Source organism: Luteibacter sp. KNZ12-1A, assembly GCF_056755675.1.
The window spans coordinates 22,532-39,160 of sequence record NZ_JBPGXU010000012.1 but is presented as its reverse complement, the minus strand read 5'-3'; the positions used below and the strand labels follow the sequence as shown (position 1 = coordinate 39,160).

At 65.5% G+C, this 16,629-nt stretch carries 12 protein-coding genes; 4 read left to right on the top strand and 8 right to left on the bottom strand.

Going from position 1 to position 16,629, the window contains the following annotated elements:
- Nucleotides 1–55 precede the first annotated feature (55 nt).
- A complete protein-coding gene (locus tag ACR9ZJ_RS04795; RefSeq protein ID WP_481287041.1) occupies nt 56–1,198 on the top strand; it encodes a serine hydrolase domain-containing protein in 1,143 nt (380 codons plus the stop codon).
- Here the strand turns inward: ACR9ZJ_RS04795 and ACR9ZJ_RS04790 are convergent.
- The 3 genes from ACR9ZJ_RS04790 to acpA all read right to left on the bottom strand — a co-directional run bounded on the left by ACR9ZJ_RS04790 (nt 1,195) and on the right by acpA (nt 5,390).
- Nucleotides 1,195–2,751, bottom strand: coding sequence for a winged helix-turn-helix domain-containing protein (locus ACR9ZJ_RS04790; protein WP_481287040.1), 1,557 nt, complete (start codon nt 2,749–2,751; stop codon nt 1,195–1,197). The genes ACR9ZJ_RS04795 and ACR9ZJ_RS04790 overlap by 4 nt on opposite strands.
- Before the next feature lie 20 nt (nt 2,752–2,771).
- Nucleotides 2,772–3,566, bottom strand: coding sequence for an undecaprenyl-diphosphate phosphatase (locus tag ACR9ZJ_RS04785; protein WP_306848447.1), 795 nt, complete (start codon nt 3,564–3,566; stop codon nt 2,772–2,774).
- A gap of 144 nt (nt 3,567–3,710) precedes the next feature.
- Nucleotides 3,711–5,390, bottom strand: a complete 1,680-nt coding sequence (gene acpA / locus ACR9ZJ_RS04780) for an acid phosphatase (RefSeq protein WP_481287039.1) — start codon at nt 5,388–5,390, stop codon at nt 3,711–3,713.
- A 292-nt stretch (nt 5,391–5,682) separates the two neighbouring features.
- Between acpA and glnA the strand changes: the two genes are divergently transcribed.
- A complete protein-coding gene (gene glnA / locus ACR9ZJ_RS04775; protein WP_481281960.1) occupies nt 5,683–7,095 on the top strand; it encodes a type I glutamate--ammonia ligase in 1,413 nt (470 codons plus the stop codon).
- A gap of 30 nt (nt 7,096–7,125) precedes the next feature.
- On the opposite strand, the gene ACR9ZJ_RS04770 is transcribed toward glnA, so the two are convergent.
- Nucleotides 7,126–8,145 carry a DMT family transporter gene (locus ACR9ZJ_RS04770; protein ID WP_481287038.1) on the bottom strand — a complete coding sequence of 340 codons (1,020 nt, stop codon included), beginning with the start codon at nt 8,143–8,145 and terminating at the stop codon, nt 7,126–7,128.
- A gap of 74 nt (nt 8,146–8,219) precedes the next feature.
- Here ACR9ZJ_RS04770 and ACR9ZJ_RS04765 point away from each other — a divergent pair, with 74 nt between their 5' ends.
- Together ACR9ZJ_RS04765 and ACR9ZJ_RS04760 are read left to right on the top strand one after the other, a co-directional pair.
- Nucleotides 8,220–8,990, top strand: a complete 771-nt coding sequence (locus tag ACR9ZJ_RS04765) for a glutaminyl-peptide cyclotransferase (RefSeq protein ID WP_481287037.1) — start codon at nt 8,220–8,222, stop codon at nt 8,988–8,990.
- Nucleotides 8,991–9,164: 174 nt separating this feature from the next.
- Complete coding sequence (locus ACR9ZJ_RS04760) at nt 9,165–10,352, top strand: OprO/OprP family phosphate-selective porin (protein ID WP_481287036.1); 1,188 nt, start codon at nt 9,165–9,167, stop codon at nt 10,350–10,352.
- Between the two features lie 8 nt (nt 10,353–10,360).
- Here ACR9ZJ_RS04760 and ACR9ZJ_RS04755 read toward each other — a convergent pair whose 3' ends face one another.
- From ACR9ZJ_RS04755 to ACR9ZJ_RS04740, 4 genes are all read right to left on the bottom strand, one after another.
- On the bottom strand, nt 10,361–11,941 hold the full coding sequence (locus tag ACR9ZJ_RS04755; RefSeq protein WP_481287035.1) for an alpha/beta fold hydrolase: 1,581 nt from the start codon (nt 11,939–11,941) through the stop codon (nt 10,361–10,363).
- A 199-nt stretch (nt 11,942–12,140) separates the two neighbouring features.
- A complete protein-coding gene (locus tag ACR9ZJ_RS04750) occupies nt 12,141–13,793 on the bottom strand; it encodes an alpha/beta fold hydrolase (RefSeq protein WP_481287034.1) in 1,653 nt (550 codons plus the stop codon).
- Nucleotides 13,794–13,963: 170 nt separating this feature from the next.
- Nucleotides 13,964–14,740: a 3-hydroxybutyrate dehydrogenase gene (locus tag ACR9ZJ_RS04745; RefSeq protein WP_481287033.1), complete on the bottom strand. Its 777-nt coding sequence runs from the start codon at nt 14,738–14,740 to the stop codon at nt 13,964–13,966.
- A gap of 104 nt (nt 14,741–14,844) precedes the next feature.
- Nucleotides 14,845–16,542 (bottom strand): alpha/beta hydrolase, encoded by a 1,698-nt coding sequence (locus tag ACR9ZJ_RS04740; protein ID WP_481287032.1) that lies wholly within the window; start codon nt 16,540–16,542, stop codon nt 14,845–14,847.
- Nucleotides 16,543–16,629: the final 87 nt, after the last annotated feature.

The following is a 16,629-nucleotide window of genomic DNA, read 5'->3' as shown; positions in this document are numbered from 1 at the left end:
AGGCGCTTCACGGTGCCTGGCGCTTCACTCGGGGCTCCACCACGGGAGCCCGACCATGCGCCGCACCACCACTCGTCCGTCCTTCCCCGGCATGCGCCGCGCCGTTGCGGCGCTGGCGTTCGCCATCGCCTTTCCCACCAGCGCGGCTCAATACCAGCCACCGAAGCAGGCGGACGATGGCTGGCCCACGGCCGACGCCGGCGCGCTCGGCTGGAAGACCGCCACCCTCGCCACCGTCGAGGACAAGATCGCCGACGGGACGTACAAGAAGATCACCAGCGTGGTCGTCGCCGACCACGGCCGCCTGGTCTACGAGCGTTACTTCAACGGCGGTGCCGCCGACCTGCTCAACGATGTCCGTTCGGCGACCAAGAGCCTGACCGCCATGCTGGTGGGAGCGGCCATCCAGCGCGGCGCGATCCGCGATGTGACGGCACCGGTGTACGCGTTCTTTCCCGATATCCACCTGGACCGTCCGGACCCCCGCCGCGAGGCGATCACACTCGAAGACCTGCTGACGATGAGTTCGGTCTGGGAGTGCGACGACGACAATTCGTTCTCCACGGGCAACGAAGAGCGCATGTACGTGTCCGAGCGCTGGCTGGATTTCGCGCTCAACCTGCCGGTACGCGGGTATGCGCCGTGGGTGAGCCGGCCCAAGGATTCGCCTTACGGCCGTACGTTCTCCTATTGCACGGCGGGGGTGTTCGTCGCGGGGGCCGTGGTCGAGCGGGCGACGAAGCAGCCGTTGGCGTCGTTCGCGCATGAGGTGCTGGAGGCGCCGCTGGGCATCTCCCAGGTGAAGTGGAACGTGTCGAGCGAGGGCATCGGCATGGGCGGTGGCGGAACGCGCTACCGTTCGCGCGACCTGGCAAAGCTCGGCCAGCTCGCCGCGGACGGGGGCCGCTGGCAGGGGAAAGCGGTGCTGCCAGCCGCGTGGGTGGCCAAAATGCTGACGCCGCACGTACAGGCGCGGGACGACGCCGATTACGGTTACCTCTGGTGGCAATTCCGCTTCCCCGTCGCCGGCGTGGAGACGAAGGTGTGGGCGATGGGGGGCAATGGTGGCAACTATGTCTTCGTGCTGCCCGAGCGTGGCCTGGTCGCGGTGATCACCAGCCAGGCCTATAACCAGGGCTACGCACATGCCCAGTCGCAGGCGATCTTCCGCGACATCGTGCTGAAGTCGTTGCCTTAACGCGCGGAAGCGCCGAGGTCGGGCGGCCGCCAGGGCGCTTGAAGGACACGGTTCCGTTCGGCCTCGACGCGGCGGGCAATGGTGTCGAGCACCGCGTCGAAGCCGGGGTCGCCGGCCAGCGGCGAGAACAGCGGCGACGCGCGCAGGTAACCGGCGTCGCGCCAGCCCTTGTCCACGGCATCGGAGAGGGCCTCGACCGCGCCTCTCCGATCGCCCGCCGCTTGCAACAGCAGGGCGAGTTCGAGCCGGGTCGCCGGCCAGGGGTCATCCGCCAGCGCCGAGCGGGTGGCCGCGATGCGTTGCGTCAGCCACGCCGGATCGACCGGCGCCACGCCATGCAGCACCGCCAGCGTGGTGGGCAAGGAGGCGTCGGGCCGCAGCGCCCGGGCTTCCGCGAACGCGTTGACGGCGGCCGCGTGATCGCCACGGCGCAAGGCCAGTTCGCCGTCCAGCTGGGCCAGCTCGGCGCGCGAGGTGCCACGCGCGCGCGCCTGTGCCAGCGCGCCACGCGCTTCCTCGAAACGCCCATGGGCGAAAAGGAAGGCGGGCCAGCCGATGTTGCCGAAGACGTTGTCCGGCGCGAGGTCGAAGAGACGCTTGTAACGGGTCTCCGCGACGGCGTCGAAACCCAGCAGCTCGTATTCGCGGGCGAGTTGCACGTCACGGAATCGCACGCGGGAAGGGTCCCCGCGCATGTCGAGGTTCGCATGCAGGGCGTCGGCCAGGCGGCCCTGCTCCTGGTAGAGGTAGGCGGCGGAGGCGCGGCTCGGGTCGTCGGTGGGGTCGAGGCGCACCGCACGCTCGTAACCGGCGATGGCGCCGGGAATGTCGCCGAGGCAGTCACGCGCATAGCCGAGCGCGGACCACGTCGTGGCGCTGTCGGGCCTCACGGCGACGGCGCGCGTGGCGAGCCGCAGCGCATCGCGCGCTTCCGCCGGGCCGGCGTTGTACAGGCAGCTGCGCGCCGAGCGCGCACGGCTGGCGCCCGATAGTGCTTCCACGTCGTCCGGCGCTTCGCGCAGGGCGCGGTCGTACAGGTCGAGGGCGCGTTCGTTGTTGTCGCGCTGGCCCATGGCGGCATACCAGCGCGCGCGGTCCAGCACGTCGCGTTGCGCTCCGGCCACGGGCTTCTGTTCGCGGGCGAGGAAGCCGACGCCGACCGATGTCGCGGCGAGGATGCCGACCGCGGCGACCGCCGGCCACAGCGTGCGCCGGCGTCGCGCGGTCCCCGTGAGCGGTTCCGGCGGCGCACCCAGTTGATAACCACGGCTGCGCACGGTGCGGATGTAGCGGGGCTGGCGAGCATCGTCGCCCAGGGCCTGGCGAAGCAGGCGCACGCGCTGGGTCACGGTTTCCTCGTTCACCACGGCGGGTGCCCACACCTCCGACATCAGCTCGTCGAAGCCCACCACGCGGTCGCCGCGCTCGACAAGGCAAGCGAGCAGCTGGAAGCTCAGCCCCGCCACGTCCAGCGGCGTGCCGTCGCGTTCGACCCGCTGTCGCGCGAGGTCGATCGTGAGGTCGAGCAAGCGGTAGCGGGTCACCTTGTCCATGTGGGCGGCTGTCGCGGGTCTCAGCCGCCGGCTGGCAGGAGCAGCAACAGCGCGATGCCCAGCGCGATGCGATAAATCGCGAACGCCGTGAATCGATGCGAGCGGATGTAGCCGAGCAGCCACTTCACGGCCACGAAGGCGACGATGGTGGATACCACGAACGCGACGCCCAGGCCGGTCCAGTCCTCTCCGGCGGCGCCGCCGTGCTGGAAGGTCTTCAGCAATTCATAGCCGGTCGCCGCGTACATCGTGGGGATGCCGACGAGGAACGCGAACTCGGTCGCCGCGGCGCGGTTGTTCGTACCGGCGAGCATGGCGATGAAGATCGTCGCGGCCGAGCGGGACGTTCCGGGGAAGATCCCGGCGACGATCTGCGCCAGGCCGACGAGGATCGCCACCTTCCAGGTGATGAAGGCGCGCTCGGGCCGCTGCGCGGCAAGCTTTTCGGCGGCCATCATCCAGATGCCGCCGATGATGAGCGCCCAGGCGATGGGCGTCACGGTTTCCGGCAGCTTGAAGCCGAGCTTGGCCACGACCAGGCCGAGTGCCGCGGTGATCAGGAAGGCGACCAGCAGTTTCAGCACGTAGTCGCGCGTCTCCGGCCTGCGCCAGTTCATGGCGAGGCTCCACAACGTGCGCCAGTATATGAAGGTGACCGCGAGGATCGCGCCGGCCTGGATCGCCACGTTGAACAGGTCCGAACGGGCACCGAGCCAACGTTCGGCGATAAGCAGGTGACCGGTGCTGGAGATGGGCAGGAATTCGGTGATCCCCTCGACGATGCCGAGGAGGATGGCGCTGATCAGGTCGTTCACGTCGGGGACTTTCCGATGGGGGACGGCCCCATAGCTTAGCCGCAGGTCACCCCGCCCCGTCACGCGATGCCATGCGACCGCCTGATCGCAGGAACTTCCGATGCGTGCCCCTCTGGCGCGAACCCGCGCCGACGAAGCGGGTGGCTATGCTTTCAGGCTGAAGTCCAGCGTCTCGGTCAGGTCACCAGGTGCCGGCCCACCGGCGGCGACCATCGCGTCGTCACGCATCTTCAGGCCGGGCAGGGTTTCCAGCTTGAACCGTCGCGTGATGAAGCGGGCGATGGAACCGGTGTCGTAGACCGTGTGTTCCACGTGTCCGCGCTTCGCGTAGGGCGATATCACCAGCGCGGGAATGCGCGTGCCCGGGCCCCAGCGATCTCCCTTGGGTGGCGCGACGTGGTCCCACCAGCCGCCGTTCTCGTCGAAGGTGACGATGACCAGCATGTTCTTCCATTGCGCGCTCTTGCGCAGGTGGTGGATCACGTTGGCGATGTGACGGTCGCCCGCTTCCACGTCGGAGTAACCCGCGTGCATGTTGAGGTTGCCTTGCGGCTTGTAGAACGTCACCGCCGGTAGCTTGCCCGCGTCCACGTCGGCAAGGAAGCGGTTGGTCGCGGATGTCTCGCCCAAGCCGCCGTCACGCAGGTGCCGCTTGCGCGCCTCGCTGCCAGGAGCGAGGGAAACGAAGTAATTCAACGGCTGGTGATGGGCCTGGAAGTTCGGCGTCTGCGGGAAAGCGCCATCCGTTCCATCGCCCTTGCCATCGAGCGCGGCCTGGAAGCCACCCGCGTACCACGCCCAGTCGACACCCTTGTCCGACAGCAGGTCGCCGATGTGCCTGTGCGTTTGCGGCGGCAGCGTATTCGCACTGGTCGCATCGGTCAGCAGGGGATTCTTGCGGTCCACGTTGAAGCCGGGCGAGTAGGGCGGACCCATGGTGTTCACGGCCCAGAAATCCGGCGTCAGCGAATTGTGGTGTGCGAACTTCGGTTTGCCCTGCATGGCGCTGGCCGGCGAATCCTCGGCCATCTTCAGGCGGTGATCCTTGGGGTCGCCACTTTCGGTCACCGCGATGTTGAACTGTGCGGGACTCTTGTCGGCATCGGGATAGAAAGGCGGCTGCGCGGCCACGAGGTACTGGTGGTTGAGGAATGAGCCGCCGAACGCGCCCATGAAGAAGTTGTCGCAGAGGGTGAACTGCTCGGCGAGGCGCCAGAGGCGCAGGTGCACGGGCGTGCTGGCGTAGTAGCCCATGGTGAGCGCGCCGTTGTCGCCCCAGGCCACGAAGCCGTCGTTCCTGCCGCCGTTGATCTGCAGCTGGTTGTTGTAGAAGGCATGCACGAGGTCGCGCGTGACCAGGCCATGCGGCAGCGGCGTGCCGTCGCCCGTATGCAAGGCCCAGGGTGCATTGGGCAAGCCGGCGATATCTTTCTCGACGATCTTGTAGCTCTTGTGATCGACGACCTGTTCATGGGGCACCATGCCACCCCAGATCGGCGGAAGCGTCTTGAAGACGGTTCCGTCGCGATCGCGTTGGATGTACCGCTCCTGGGGCACCGCGCTCAGTGGTTGCTGCAAGCCCGGGAAGTCGCCGAACAGGTTGTTGAAACTGCGGTTCTCCGCATAGATCACCACGACGGTCTGGATGTGCTTGTCGAGGAGGGCATCCAGGTCCTTTCCACCGGGCCGTGCCGTGGGAGTCCTGCCGTCGGCGACGGCCTCCTGCAGCCCACCCAGCGCAAGCAACGCGCCCGTGGTGGCCATGCCCCCGAGCAGGCGGCGTCGCCCGGTGTCGAGGGTGTCGTCATCGTGTTCGTTCGTCATGCCATTACCCGAAATGAAGATGCGCCGCCGCCTGGGGATGGGAAGCAGCGTGGTGGGAAGCGGCCCAGGCCGCGACGCAGGGTAAACGATGAGGCCGGTCGTCGCGAAAAACGCTGAAAGGCGGCCAGAACGGTGCATTGGGACAGTAGACGCACCAATATGGTGCATTTGCACACGAGGCGTTGACCCGTTCTATGATGCCGAGGCTTGCCCCAGGCCGGTCCGTCGATGGCGGAAACGCTGGCATAGCGATTGCTAAATGCACTCCGCCCCATACCCATTCGAGGTTTGTATGTCCGCCGCTTCCAAAGTGCTGAACCTGATCCAGGACGAGGAAATCGAGTTCGTCGACCTGCGCTTCGCCGACATCCTCGGCAAGCACCACCATGTCACGTTCCCTGCCCATGCCATCGACGAGGGCACCTTCGAAGACGGCAAGATGTTCGACGGTTCGTCGATCGCCGGCTGGAAGGGCATCAACGAATCGGACATGGTCCTCATGCCGGACCCGGAAACGGCGCACCTCGACCCGTTCAGCGCCCACAAGCAGCTGATCATGCATTGCGACGTGCTCGAGCCGAGCACCATGCAGGCCTACGGCCGCGATCCGCGTTCCATCGCCAAGCGCGCCGAAGCCTTCCTGAAGTCCACCGGCATCGCCGACACGGCGTTCTTCGGCCCGGAGCCCGAGTTCTTCATCTTCGACTCGGTGCGCTGGCAGAACGACATGGGCCGCGTGTTCTACGAGATCGGCTCGGAAGAAGCCGCCTGGTCCTCGCGCTACAAGTACGACGGCACCAATACCGGCCATCGCCCGGGCGTGAAGGGCGGCTATTTCCCGGTCAGCCCCGTGGACAGCCTGGGTGACCTGCGCGCCGACATGTGCAAGGTGCTGGAGTCGCTGGGCCAGGTGGTCGAAGTGCATCACCACGAAGTGGCCAACGCCGGCCAGTGCGAGATCGGTACCCGCTTCAACACCCTGGTGAAGAAGGCCGACGAACTGATGACGATGAAGTACGTCATCAAGAACGTCGCCCACCAGGCCGGCAAGACCGTCACCTTCATGCCGAAGCCGATCGTCGGCGACAACGGCTCGGGCATGCACGTGCACCAGTCGCTGTCGAAGAACGGCGAGAACCTGTTCGCGGGCGACCTCTACGGTGGCCTCTCGCAGACGGCGCTGTGGTATATCGGCGGCATCTTCAAGCATGCCAAGGCGATCAATGCCTTCGCCAACTCCACCACGAACAGTTACAAGCGCCTGGTCCCGGGCTTCGAGGCGCCGGTGATGCTGGCCTACTCGGCACGCAACCGCTCGGCTTCCTGCCGTATTCCGTACGTGTCGAGCCCGAAGGGGCGTCGTATCGAGATCCGTTTCCCGGATCCGATGCAGTCGGGTTACCTGACCTTCACCGTGCTGATGATGGCTGGCCTCGACGGCATCCTGAACAAGATCGACCCGGGCGCGCCGGCCGACAAGGATCTCTACGACCTGCCGCCGGAAGAAGAGAAGAAGATCCCGCAGGTCTGCGCCAGCCTCGACGAGGCGCTCGTCGCCCTCGACAAGGATCGCGACTTCCTGAAGGCCGGTGGCGTGTTCACCGACGACTTCATCGATGGCTACATCGCGCTGAAGATGCAGGAAGTGACGCGCTATCGCGCGAGCACGCACCCGCTCGAGTTCCAGATGTACTACGCGATCTGATCCTGCGATCGATATCGCGTTGATCGATCGTCAAGCGCTCCCGTCTCGCGGGAGCGCTTGAATCGATCGATTCGGATACCGTCGAGCGTCCGCGGGCCTGTGATGGGCCGCGAGGCATGAGACGACGCTCATGACCACCAGGACCAGCGCCGCCAGTTCCAACGCCGTTGGCAAGCGCCACTCCCAGAGAAAGCCGTAGATCAAGGCGAAGATGGTCTCGAAGAGGATCATCTGGCCGACGAGTGTCAGCGGCAGCAGGCGGCTCATCCGGTTCCACAACGCATTGCCCGTCATGGAGGCGAGGACGGCGACGCCGACCGAGACCATGCCGAAGCGCATCCAGTCGCCACGGCTGTGACCTGTCGTTTCAAGGACGAGCGCGAGCGGAACCAGGACGATGCTTTGTGCGCCGGTGACGATCCCGGTGAGCAGGTTCCAATCGTGCGCCGAAACATGTTCGAGGCGAACCAGGCAGCGCGCATTGCCTATCGCATACGCGGTCCATGACGCCAACGCGCCGATGGCACAAGCCAGTCCGATCATCTGTCGGCCGATCGAGCCGGCAGATGGCCCGGCCAGTGTCTGCCAACCGATGCAGACGGCCCCCATCGCGCATAGCAGCAGGGATGGCAGGAGCTTCGTGAGGGGCACGGCACCCTCGTCGCGGCTGCCTATGACCGTGACCGCCACCGGCAGGAAACCGATCACGAGTGACGTCATGGCGATGCCGCCGACCTGCACGGCGGCCGATAGCAGGATGTAGTAGAGCGTGTTGCCCGCGAAGGCGAGCCATATGAGGCTCAGCCATTGGCGCCGGCCGATCAAGGCGGTCAGCGAGCGCCATCGCGGTGCGATGAGTGTCGCCGCGATCAGTCCGTAGCAGAGGTATCGGCCGATGCTCAGTTGCAGCGGCCCGAACTCGCGCACCAGTTCGGGAGCGAGGAACACTAGTCCCCACAACGCGCCCGCTCCCATGCCGCAAGCGATGCCGGTCAACGTGTCCCCCCGGCTTGCGGGCATGCGGGCAGGCGAAATCGGCGTCGTCGTCATGCGAGAATCATACCCTCGCCTGTCGATCCTGATGTGGTGTCGACGATGATCACCGCATCGTGGAAGTCCTTCCCTTGAACAAGATCGCCGCATTCGCATTCTTCGCGCTGGTCGCGGGTTCCTTCGCCGCGCACGTCTCGGCCGGAACCATCCCCGTGTATGGCTATAAGGTGGTGCATACCTATCCGCACGACCCGCAAGCCTTCACCGAAGGGCTGTTCTATGAAGACGGCTATCTTTACGAAAGCACCGGCGAGCGTGGCATGTCCACCGTCCGCAAGGTGAAGCCGGCGACGGGCGAGGTGGTGCAGCGGCTGGACACGCCGCCGGGCTATTTCGGCGAGGGCATCGTCGCCACGGGCACGAAGCTGGTACAGCTGACCTGGCAGGAGGGCGTCGCCTTCGTCTACGACAAGGCCAGCTTCCGGCTGGTGGGGGGCTTCCGCTATTCCGGCGAAGGCTGGGCGTTCACCCGCGACGCGGCGCACATCTACATGAGCGACGGCACGCCCACCATTCGTGTCCTCGACCCGGCCAACTTCGATCGCACCGGGTCCATCGATGTGACCGCGGACGGCGTTCCGGTGCGGAACATCAACGAGCTGGAATGGGTGAAGGGCGAGATCTACGCCAATATCTGGCAGACCGACCGCATCGCCCGCATCGACCCCGCCACGGGTCACGTCGTCGGTTGGATCGACCTGAAGGGCTTGATGGATACGACCCGGCTCGACGATCCCGGCGATGACGTGCTCAATGGCATCGCCTACGACGCCGTGCACGACCGTCTGTTCGTGACCGGCAAGCGCTGGCCCTCCTTGTTCGAGATCCGGCTTATCCGCTAGTCCCCTCCGCCCTGGGCGCGCCTCCTATCGGGAAGGGCAAAGTCCGGTGGCTTTCAAGCCCTTGCGTGTCCTGCCGATGATGTATCAGGGCGTTGAGTCGTTTCTCATGCCCGCTGTATAGTCAGGTTCATATCGCAGCCGGCGCCGCCGCCTGCCTTTGGAAGGGGTACCCGCTTGAAGAAGTTCATCCTCGGCGCCGTGGCGCTGATCGCCCCCGTGCTCGCGGAGGCGGCCGATGTCGCACGCAACGTTTACGACTGGCGCACCAACTGGCCGACCCATTACGTGTTCGCCGATGGCACCGACGTGGGCCTATCGGTGAAGTACCAGTACGACCTGGACCGCTTCTCGCACGACCAGGGCATCTACGAGGACGCGCAGACCAACCGCCGCAAGGAATTCGGTTTCTTCGTCCGCAAGAAGGGCGTGTACGACGCCACGGCGGTATTCGATTTCCAGGCGAGGACTTGGTTGGACGTGTTCTTCCGCTTGCAGAGCAAGGCCGTGCTGGGCAGCGACGCCGGTGCGGTGCGCATCGGTTTCATGAAGACCCCTGTCGGTTTCGAGGGCAATACCAGCACGGGCAGCACGTCCTTCCTGGAAACGTCGCTTCCCATGCAGGCCATCTATGCAAACCGCCGCCTGGGTATCGACTGGGCGCTTACGCGCAAGGCCTATCTCGTGCAGCTGGGCTACTACAACGGCGGCAACCTCCAGGGTGACCTGGACGGCCACATGGTGGCCGGCCGCGCGGCGTGGACACCGCTGAACACGCCGGGCGACGTCCTGCATATCGGCGGATCGTTGTCGCGTGAAACGCCCTATGGAACGAGCGACGGCCGTGGCCGCTATACGCCACCGAGCGTCCGCTTGCGAGCGTTGCCGGAAGCAGGGCTTGTCACCCGGCGCCTGATCGACTCAGGTGCGCTGAGCGTGGCCGAGCACGTGGACCGCCGCGGACTCGAGGCGTTGTGGATCGGTGGACCATGGTCGGTGCAGGGCGAATACCTGGATGCCAGGGTAAAGCTGGAGAACAAGCCTGCCTATAAGGCGCACGGCTGGTACGCATTCGGCAGTTGGGTGGCTACGGGCGAGTCGCGCTCGTACAGCGCGGGCAATGTTTCCGACGTGGTGCCGAAGGGCCGTTGGGGCGCGCTGGAATTCGTGCTCCGTTACAGCACGCTCGACCTGGACGATGGCCCCACGCTGGGCGGCACCGAACACGACTGGACCTTCGGTGCGAACTGGTACCTCACGAAGTACCTCAAGTTCCAGGGTAACTATGTCCGGGCCATCAGCGATCGACGCGACGTACGCGTCGATCCCCGGATAGTCGAGTTGCGCGCACAGGTGATGTTCTGACCCATGCGTCAGGGGGCGGGCGAAGCGTCGGGTAGCCTGCAATTGGTCAGCTTGTTGGCGGGGAGCAGGCCGTCCGCGAGGAACCGGCCGGCCACGGCCGACACGCAGGGACGGTCCGTGCGTGTGACCACGCCATGCGCACGCAGGCCACGTGCCACGACCATGGTGGCGTTCGGATGCGCGTTGAGCATCATCGCCGCGTTGCGCAACGGTGCTTCTTCGTCGAATTCCGCATGCAGCATGAGGAACCGTGGCACGTCGCGGAGCATGGGCGCCGAGATGATCTTTTCGAAGGCGCCCGGCCATTCGCTACAGACCATGCCCTGGAAGGTCTCGTTGCCGGCGCCGGCTGGCCATGCTTCTCTCAGTTCAAGCGTCCGGTCGCGCCAGTATCGGCGACGCGTGCCCCACGAACCGTCGTTGCAGCGTGCCGCGAAGGCACTGGCCACGACCGAGGGTGGGATGCCGTCGGCCCGGGGCCCGAAACCGTAAGAATCGCCGTTTCCTTCGGCATCGAGCCGATCGAGCAGGCGTTCCGCCGCGGCACGGATGGCGCCATCGTCCTTGGCATCGACCGCGAATCGCGTCGTTGCGAGGGAGCCGCGAAGCGCGTTGGTTGAAAGCGTGGGATCACGCTCCCACAGGCGTCCCATCGCGAGCACGGCCGACAGTTCGTGGGCGCCATCCACGTTGCGCATCCAAACGGCATGTGCCGAAGCCGGAAGCATGCCGAGACGTCGATGGATGTCGCTGGCATCGGTACCCCAGCCATGACGATCGGGGGTGCCGACCAGGGTCGAGATCGCCCGGCGGATCGTCCGCCCGCGTTCGGCGATGCGTGCTTCCATCGCTTCGGAGATGGAGCCGTCCGCATCCCATGTGCTATCGAGTAACAGGCGGCCGACGTTCCGCGGGTAACGTTCGGCGTAGTACGTCGCCACCCAGCCGCCGTAGCCGGTACCGAGGATGTGCAGCCTGGATTGGCCGAGGGCGTTGCGCAGCATGTCGATGTCCTCCACGCGCGGCCGCATGCCGATATGCGAATGCATCGGGTCGTTCTGGCATGCCGTGCCTACGGCCCGGGCGAGATTTTCTGCGACAGCGAAGTTGGCGTTGGTCGTGTCGGCACCCAATGAAGCATGGCGGGGCAGCCGTGAGGTCGCCGACAGGCAGTCGTTCCCGCTTGCGTCGTCCATGAGGCGTGGTGCAAGGCCAACCAGGTCGAGGCGACGCGCTACGTCGCGCCAGTTCTCATCACCTTCGAGCCATCTCGAGGCCATCGCCGCTACGGACTGGTCCAAGGGACCCGCGAATTCATCCTGCTCCAGGAGCAAGGTGCCGTCATGGCGCGCGCCCCGTTCAGCAGTGGCTCTCACTCGCACCACATCCAGGTCCAGCGTGCCGGCCGCGGGGTTGGCATGGTCACGCGGCACGGCCAGGCGTGCGCATTCCATGCGGGCCGCGACGTTGGCGGCCGCCGCGGGCACGCTGTCGCAGGGTGTCCAGGTGAGCGGAACAACGGATTCCGCCGGGGCAGGGAGGGAGGTGGCGAGGGCCATGGCGAGCAGGCCAAGAGAGACAGGTTTCATCGATGTCCTATAGGGCGGGGCAGCCGACCAAATTATTGGTTGGTGCCGAGGATCGGTAGCGGACTACCTCCGTTATCGGATCGGTGAATGACGAGGAATCGAACCAGTGTCATGCCCTCGTCACCGTCAGTGGAAACCCTCTTGCCGACGGATCTTTCCTGTTGCGCGCGGACAGGAACGTGATCCGCGCGCAGCCCTATCAGATGAACTTGCTCAGGCGTTCGAGATGCTTCCCGATGGCACGCGACCGGTCGTCGGCCGGTCGTGGGACTCGCGTAGCCCCTGCCTCGCATGACACGCGTTTCGTATCCGGTACCCGTCCTGTCAGAAGATAGGTGCCGGCCGCGGCCACGACGCACCGCGGCGCCGCGAGGCTCATCAACACGCCGTGACCATGCAGTCCTTTCGCCAGCACCATGCGTGCGTTGTCGTAGCTTTCCAATACATGGTCTGCATCGGCAAGGGAGGTCGCAGGATCGAATTCGGCCTGGATCATCAGGAAGGCCGGGATGGTACCCAGCACGGCCATGTCGGGACGCATGTTGCCGCGAGCGAGCCAGCTGGCGCAGGTGAGCCCGCCATGTGCCTCGCTGGAACTGCCGCCGGGAAAGCGGGACGCCGTATGTAGCGACAGGGCACGCCAGAACGACGAGCCGGAGGTCCATGGGGTGTCGTTACACGTGACGGCGCGGTAGACGGAGAGCCCATCGGTGCCCAGGAAGGCTTCGGCGGGGTTCGGACCATCGTAGAAGTAAGACGCCAGAAGGTCGTTCGCCGCGTCACGGATCTCGGCATTCGTATCGTCATCGGCATGAAAGCGGTACGCGGTGACGCGCGCAGTCAACGCGGGTTCGTCCAGTGCCTGGTCGTCGCGGAGCCAATCGACCATGGTCAGCGCCGCGGCGAGTTGGGCGGGACTGCCGATCGAAGTCGCCCACTTGGCATGTGCACGCATCGGCATGGTGCGAACACGGTCGAGCAGCGCATCTTCATCGGTCCCTAGCCCGTACCGTTCCGGCGCGGCGAGCGCAGGGCGTGCCGCGTCGACGAGAAACAGATTGTGCAAACCCACGACTTGCGTGTACACCGCGTCCTGGAAATCCCGCGTGACATCCATGCTGGAGTCGAAGAGCATGCGTCCCACGTGTTCGGGATACATCGCGCCATACCATGCGCCGGCCCACGTGCCGTAGGACGTGCCGTAGAAGTTGAGTGGAGCGTCACCGAACAGCCGGCGCGCATATTCCATGTCATGGACATGCTGTTCCGTATCCACCACCCGGAAGAACGGGTCCTTAGTGCAATCGGCCGCGAACGACAGGGCATCCCGTTCCGCCGAACGCCAGTTGTCCTCGCCCTGATCCGCCGCGAGGTCGTTGAACGGAATGCCCTCGCGGCCGGCAAGACAATCGTAGATACGGCCGCCGGCGAGGCCTCGGGGTACGACGGCGACGAGGTCGTAACGATCCGCCACGGTGCGCAGGAGGCCGAAGACGGCATCGCTCGCATCGAGCGCGTTCCACCCGTCCGCCAGGGAAGGAAGGAACTTACGAGGATTGCCGCCGGGGCCGCCGAAGTTGAAGAAGATCGTACCCTCGCGTCGCGCGGGATCTCCGGCGAGGACGCGGATCAGCCCTACCTCGACCTCGCCGGCGTCGGAATGGCGGTGGTTGAACGGCACCTGCATGGTGCCGCACTGCAGGCGATCGACGAGGGCTGGAGCGTTCCAGCCGGTTTCATCGAACGTGCACGGCCGCCACGGAATGGCATCGGCATCGATCGTCGCGGCGAACGTGGAGGCCGGATACGCGAACAGACAGAGGAGGGCACAGAGAAGGCGGCGTCGGTACATGATGAAGCTCCTTTCAGGGAATGTCCTTTCACCTTAGGAGCAGCATCGCGCGCTATCTGTCGGATCGTGCCGGATGCGACTCCGGCCCTTTACCCGCACTTCTTCAGTGCAAAGGATGGACAACGCCGAAAGCGCCTACCACCTGGACAGGGCCGCCCGCGTTTGTTCCATCATTGCATGTGCCAGCCATGCGTCACGACCAGCGACTGTCCGGTCAAGGCCTTCGACCCGAAACCCGCGAGGAACAGCGCGGCTTCGGCGATATCCTCAAGCGTGGTGAATTCACCGTCGACGGTGTCGCGCAGCATCACGTCGCGGACGACCTCCTCCTCGGAGATGCCCAGTTCGCGCGCCTGCTCCGGAATCTGCTTTTCGACCAGAGGCGTGCGCACGAACCCCGGGCAGAGCACGTTGGATCGTATGCCATCGGCGGCGCCCTCCTTGGCGATCACGCGGGCAAGGCCGAGCAAGCCGTGTTTTGCCGCGACGTACGGTGCCTTGAATTTCGACGCCACGTGCGAATGCGCCGATCCCATCAGGATCACCGATCCGCCCCGGCCGGAGGCCACCATCTGGCGCATGGCGGCACGGCTGGTGAGGAACGCACCGTCCATGTGGATGGCCAGCATGCGCTTCCAGTCGGCGAGAGTAAGGTCGACCAGTGGCGAGATGATCTGCACGCCAGCGTTGCTTACCAGGATATCGACCGGCCCGAGCTCATGTTCCACGCGGGCGAAGCCGTCGTCGACCTGTGCTTCGTCGGTTACGTCCATGGCGATACCGATGGCGCGTCCCTCCATATCGGCGGCCACCTGCTTCGCCTTGTCGTGAGCGATGTCGGCAACGGCGACCGATGCCCCAGCCGATGCGTAGGCCGCGGCGATCGCACGGCCTATGCCGCTGGCTGCGCCCGTGACGAGGGCGACCTTGCCGGTCAGGTCGTTCATGTGTGCATTCCCGTGACTGAGATTGCCCGGATTATGCGCGTCGCCGATAGGCGGGCGCATCGTACCAAGGTACGTGGTGGCCCGATGACATTGCGCCATCCCTGTCAGATGTGCCGATAGAGACGCCGTAGCTCGTCGCGGGTATCGCTTTCCGTGGGTGCGTCGCTCACCTCGCGGATGTCTCGCCGCACGGGCGGTGCGACGAAATCGCAGCTCGACAGGTGCGAGGCCGGCCGTTCGCCGGTGAGGAGGAAACGGCCGACGGCACGTTCGACGCATGGTGTCGCCGATTGGCCGAACAGCCCGTGCATTTCCGAGCCACGCGCCAGGACGATGTACGCATCGGGCGATGCGTCGAATGCCTTCATGGCGCCCGTGAGCGGCGTCACCGGATCGAACTCGGATTGAACCATCAGCAACGGCGGTGCCTTCGCCAGTTCCGTCAGCGTGGGGCTCCATCGGGGCGCCGAGGGCCAGTGAGCGCAGATCAGGCCCATGGTGACCGATCCGCCCCCTGCGGCCGGGTAGTTCGCTCCTATCCGGTTGGCCAGCGCGCGCCACGCCTTGAGATCGCTCCGCCATGGCGTGTCGCCGCAAACGACGGCGACGTATACGGAATGGTCGATCACGTCGTCCAGCGTCGGATCGTTCACCTGGTCCAGCCGGGAGGCCAGTTCCGCCGCCGCCTCCTTGATCGCGTCGTTCGCGCCGGTATCCGGACTGAAGAGGTGATTCCGCAAGCGCGCCATAAGACGATCGCTGGATATCTGCATATCGGCCCTGATCCAATCCGCGAGGGTCAACGCCGCAGCCAGTTGGTGGGGCGTGTTTATCGCCAGGGGCCACAGCCGAAGCGCCCGATATGGCATGTCGCGAAAGCGGGACATCGCCACCCGTGGATCGCTGCCGATGCCATACACACCGGGCCGGGCGAGGGCCGGCCGCAAGGCGTTTCGTGCGAACAGCGCCTGGCGTTCGGGGGGAAAATCAGTGACCTGCTGCTCGAACGTCCCGGCGTAGTTCATGACGGAATCCAGCACGATGCGTCCGCTGTGCCGCGGGTACATCGACGCGTAGAAGGCGCCGACCCAGGAGCCGTAAGAAGTACCGACGAAGTGCATCACGGGCTCGTTCAGGGCGCGCCTGGCATGTTCCATGTCGACGACATGTTGCAGCGTGCCCACGTATGGATGCAGGGAATGCTCGCCACAAGTACCCGCAAACGTCCTGGCGGCTCGTACGAAACCGAGCCAGTTCCAGTCAGCCAGGGAGACCGCCGGGTCATTCCCCGAGAGGAATTCCGGATAAGGTCCACACGCAAAGCGGGTTCCACCACGCAATCCTCGTGGAATCACCGCGACGAGATCGAAGCGGTCGGCCAGGCGCCGCTTGTCGCCATCCAATGGATGGTCGATGGAGCGTGAGGCCCAGAGGTAGGCGGTGGGTGGAAGGAAATCCAGCGGGTTGGCACCAGGGCCGCCAAAATTGAAGAAAATGGCGGCTTCTCGTTGCTCGGGTCGTCCTGCCTTGAGCCGTACGAGACCCACGTTGAACCGGCCACTTCCGGTGGCATCCTCGTCGGGTGTAGCCAGCATGCTGCCGCATTCAAGCCGTTCGCCCAGGACGGTGATCCATTGCTCACTTACCAGGTCCGGTGTGCAGGCCCGCCAGTCGATCGGTGCGACGCCGGGTTGCGGGGGTGCGGCCTCGGCAATGCACGGCAGGGGCGCGAGCGCCGCGCACAGGATTGCGCACACGCGGCATATGGCCGCTCGGCGCGAGATCCGATGTCGTTCCTTCATCGTACGCTCCTTCATGGGATGCGTACGCTATGACAAGGCGGGTGGCCCCGGTACCGGGTGACGAGGACAGCTATGTAGTCTTCCTGC

What these genes read in the sequence shown, in the direction of transcription:
- ACR9ZJ_RS04795 (WP_481287041.1), top strand. Translation starts at nt 56, where the DNA reads ATGCGCCGCACCACCACTCGTCCGTCCTTCCCCGGCATGCGCCGCGCC.
- ACR9ZJ_RS04790 (WP_481287040.1), bottom strand. Translation starts at nt 2,751, where the DNA reads ATGGACAAGGTGACCCGCTACCGCTTGCTCGACCTCACGATCGACCTC.
- acpA (WP_481287039.1), bottom strand. Translation starts at nt 5,390, where the DNA reads ATGACGAACGAACACGATGACGACACCCTCGACACCGGGCGACGCCGC.
- glnA (WP_481281960.1), top strand. Translation starts at nt 5,683, where the DNA reads ATGTCCGCCGCTTCCAAAGTGCTGAACCTGATCCAGGACGAGGAAATC.
- ACR9ZJ_RS04770 (WP_481287038.1), bottom strand. Translation starts at nt 8,145, where the DNA reads ATGACGACGACGCCGATTTCGCCTGCCCGCATGCCCGCAAGCCGGGGG.
- ACR9ZJ_RS04755 (WP_481287035.1), bottom strand. Translation starts at nt 11,941, where the DNA reads ATGAAACCTGTCTCTCTTGGCCTGCTCGCCATGGCCCTCGCCACCTCC.
- ACR9ZJ_RS04750 (WP_481287034.1), bottom strand. Translation starts at nt 13,793, where the DNA reads ATGTACCGACGCCGCCTTCTCTGTGCCCTCCTCTGTCTGTTCGCGTAT.
- ACR9ZJ_RS04745 (WP_481287033.1), bottom strand. Translation starts at nt 14,740, where the DNA reads ATGAACGACCTGACCGGCAAGGTCGCCCTCGTCACGGGCGCAGCCAGC.
- ACR9ZJ_RS04740 (WP_481287032.1), bottom strand. Translation starts at nt 16,542, where the DNA reads ATGAAGGAACGACATCGGATCTCGCGCCGAGCGGCCATATGCCGCGTG.